The sequence below is a fragment of the Acidiphilium sp. 20-67-58 genome (assembly GCF_002255515.1).
In the GTDB taxonomy this organism is placed as follows: domain Bacteria; phylum Pseudomonadota; class Alphaproteobacteria; order Acetobacterales; family Acetobacteraceae; genus Acidiphilium.
This window is the reverse complement of the sequence record NZ_NCAS01000078.1, coordinates 1-2636: the sequence shown is the minus strand read 5'-3', so window position 1 is coordinate 2636 and position 2636 is coordinate 1. Positions and strand designations below refer to the sequence as shown.

Annotated in this window: 2 protein-coding genes; both read right to left on the bottom strand. The window is 59.9% G+C overall.

The features are described 5' to 3' along the window. Positions 1 to 150: 150 nt before the first annotated feature. Positions 151 to 903: an IS21-like element helper ATPase IstB gene (istB, locus tag B7Z76_RS15800; RefSeq protein ID WP_291345182.1), complete on the bottom strand. Its 753-nt coding sequence runs from the start codon at positions 901 to 903 to the stop codon at positions 151 to 153. A gap of 13 nt (positions 904 to 916) precedes the next feature. After that, positions 917 to 2434, bottom strand: coding sequence for an IS21 family transposase (gene istA, locus B7Z76_RS15795; RefSeq protein ID WP_408736384.1), 1518 nt, complete (start codon positions 2432 to 2434; stop codon positions 917 to 919). Positions 2435 to 2636: the final 202 nt, after the last annotated feature.

Here is a 2636-nt window from a genome sequence, read left to right as displayed (position 1 = left end):
TGCGGATTCCGATGAAGTCGGCCATGCATTCCAATTCGAAGCCGGCCACTGATTCCGATTTCAAGCCGGCCAGGTATTCCGATTTGATGTCGGCCACCTGAGCGTCATCGGTTGGGTCTGGTTGAATGATTATCGTGTCTTTGTTTGGGGTCAAGTTTGAGGGTTTGCGGCGGCGGGATTTTGCTTTTTCCGGAGGCTCTCACCGGTCAGCTCAATGCGGTATGCGTTGTGGACGAGGCGATCGAGGACCGCGTCGGCAATGGTTGGATTGCCGATAATTTCGTACCATTGTTCGACCGGCACCTGGCTGGTGATGATGACTGAGCGCATCTCATGGCGGTCGTCGATGATCTCCAACAAATCGCGGCGCTGGTCCGCAGTCAGGGTTTCTGGGCCCCAATCGTCCAGGATCAGCAGATCAACCTTCGCAATTTGGCGCAGTGTCCTGGCGTAACGGCCATCGGCCCGTGCCATGGCCAAGGTAGAGAACAGCCGGGGCACGCGATGATAGGCGGTGGACAGGTCCTCGCGGCAGGCTTTCTGGCCGAGCGCGCAAGCCAGCCAACTTTTGCCGACACCGCATGGCCCGGTAATCAGTAAATTGTGCCGGGAGCGGATCCAGTCACAGCCTGCAAGCTTTAGGAACAATGCGCGGTCCAGGCCGCGAGCTGCTCGGTAATCGACATCTTCAATACTTGCAGATTGCCGTAGCTTGGCAACACGAGCACGGGTCTCGAAGCGTTTTTGCCGCCGCTGGGTGACCTCATGTTCAAGTAGCAAGGCCAGCCATTCCGCGTGCGCCAGGCCAGTGGCCTCGGGCAGACGTTCGAACTCCTTGAAGCCCTTGGCCATGCCATGCAGGCCGAGTTTATGGAGGAGGTCGAGCGTTGGGTGGGTCAGCATGAATTTGATCCTTTCAGTGAAAATATTTGGAGCCGCGTAGATTTCCGTGAGCCATCACCGCCTGCGGCTCGCTGGCAGTGATGGTGGTGCGATCGAGCTTGTTGGCGATGATCGAGGCGATGCTCTTGTAGGTGAACGCGCCATAGGCAACGGCTCGGGCCGAGACCGCCTCGGCCCGTATTTTGTCCAGGTCCCGGAACAACCGCAGGATTCCAAGGCATGTCCGGAACCCTTGTTCGGGATGTGGCCGGCTGGCCAGAATGGCGATCATCAACCCTTCAGTGTTGGCCCCAACCGAGGCGCCCCAGCGGCGGAACCGCTCCGGCGTCCATTCAGCGTAGCGCCGGTGCGCGCTCGGCATATGCGCAGGATCTGTGCCGTGGCGCGCACCGCCATAACGGCGCTCATGCACGGCAATCCGGTTGCCTTGGAAAAATATCTCGATCATCCGCGCCGTCGCGCGGGTGTCGACCTGGGCACGGATCAGGTTATGCGGCACCGAGTAGAAATATCCGCAGACCTCGACATGATAATCCAGCGAGACGCGGGCAAAGCCCCATTCGGCGAATTCATAGTCGGCATCGGGTAACGCGGCCAAAGCCGGGCGCTCAATGGTTTCAAACAGATGCCGCCGGCTGACACCAAGCCGGCGCATGATGTGGTCGTTGATACGCGCCACCATATCAGCAATTGCCGCGTTGGCTTCGGTCAGCGAGAAGAAGGTCTGATGCCGCAACCTGCCCAGAATATAGCTCTGGGCAAACCGCACTCCGGCCTCAACCTTGGCTTTGTCCTTCGGCCGCCTTGGCCGCGCCGGCAGAACGCCGATGCCGTAATGCGCGGCCATCCGGCCGTAACTGAGATTGATCTCGGGGTCGTAAAACGACGCCTTGTTGACACCGGACTTCAGATTGTCCGGCACCACCAACCGCGGCACCCCGCCAAAGAACCGGAACATGCGAACATGAGCGCCGATCCAGTCCGGCAACGTTTGGCTCCAGGTCGCTTCGCAGTATGTAAAACTCGACGCCCCAAGTACCGCCACGAATATCTCTGCAAACCGCACGTCGCCCGTTGTGGGATCCGTGATGCCGAGCCTTTTGCCGGAATAATCGACGAACACCTTGTCGCCCGCCCGGTGTTCCTGCCGCATTACCGGCGACAATCGCGCTTCAAACTCCCTAAACAGGTCACAAAACCGGCTGTAACTGTATCCTTCCGGATGCCCTGCGCGATATTCTTCCCAGAGCACCATCAGGTTGACCCCGGGCCGCTTGAGCTCGCAGACAAGGGCGCTCCAAACCGGCTCGGCACGCCGGCGCACCCCGCGAGGAGCGCCGTTGCGGGCAAAAAGCCGCTCTTCCAAAACCGCATCAGTCAAATCGGTTGGCAGCGGCCAAGCCAGGCCCGCCACTTGCGCACGCCTCAGATTGTCCTGGATCGTGCTGCGGGCCACACCCAACATCCGCCCGATCTGCCGGGCGCTGATACCTTCACTGGCCAGCCGCAACGTATATCGTATCTGCCTCATCGTCAGCTCTCGCTTTGCCGGCATCCGGCCCTCCTCGTGGTTGATCACGAGAAGGCTGATGCCCGAGTTACTGACCCAGCCGATAACGCCTAAAAGCTCAGCCCAAGTGGCCGGAATTAAATCGGAATGGTGGCCGGCTTCAAATCGGAACGGTGGCCGACATCAAATCGGAATCCCCGGCCGGCTTCCGTCGGAATCCACA

Excerpts from the sequence above, each read along its gene's own strand:
- istB (WP_291345182.1), bottom strand. The coding sequence starts at position 903 with ATGCTGACCCACCCAACGCTCGACCTCCTCCATAAACTCGGCCTGCAT.
- istA (WP_408736384.1), bottom strand. The coding sequence starts at position 2,434 with ATGAGGCAGATACGATATACGTTGCGGCTGGCCAGTGAAGGTATCAGC.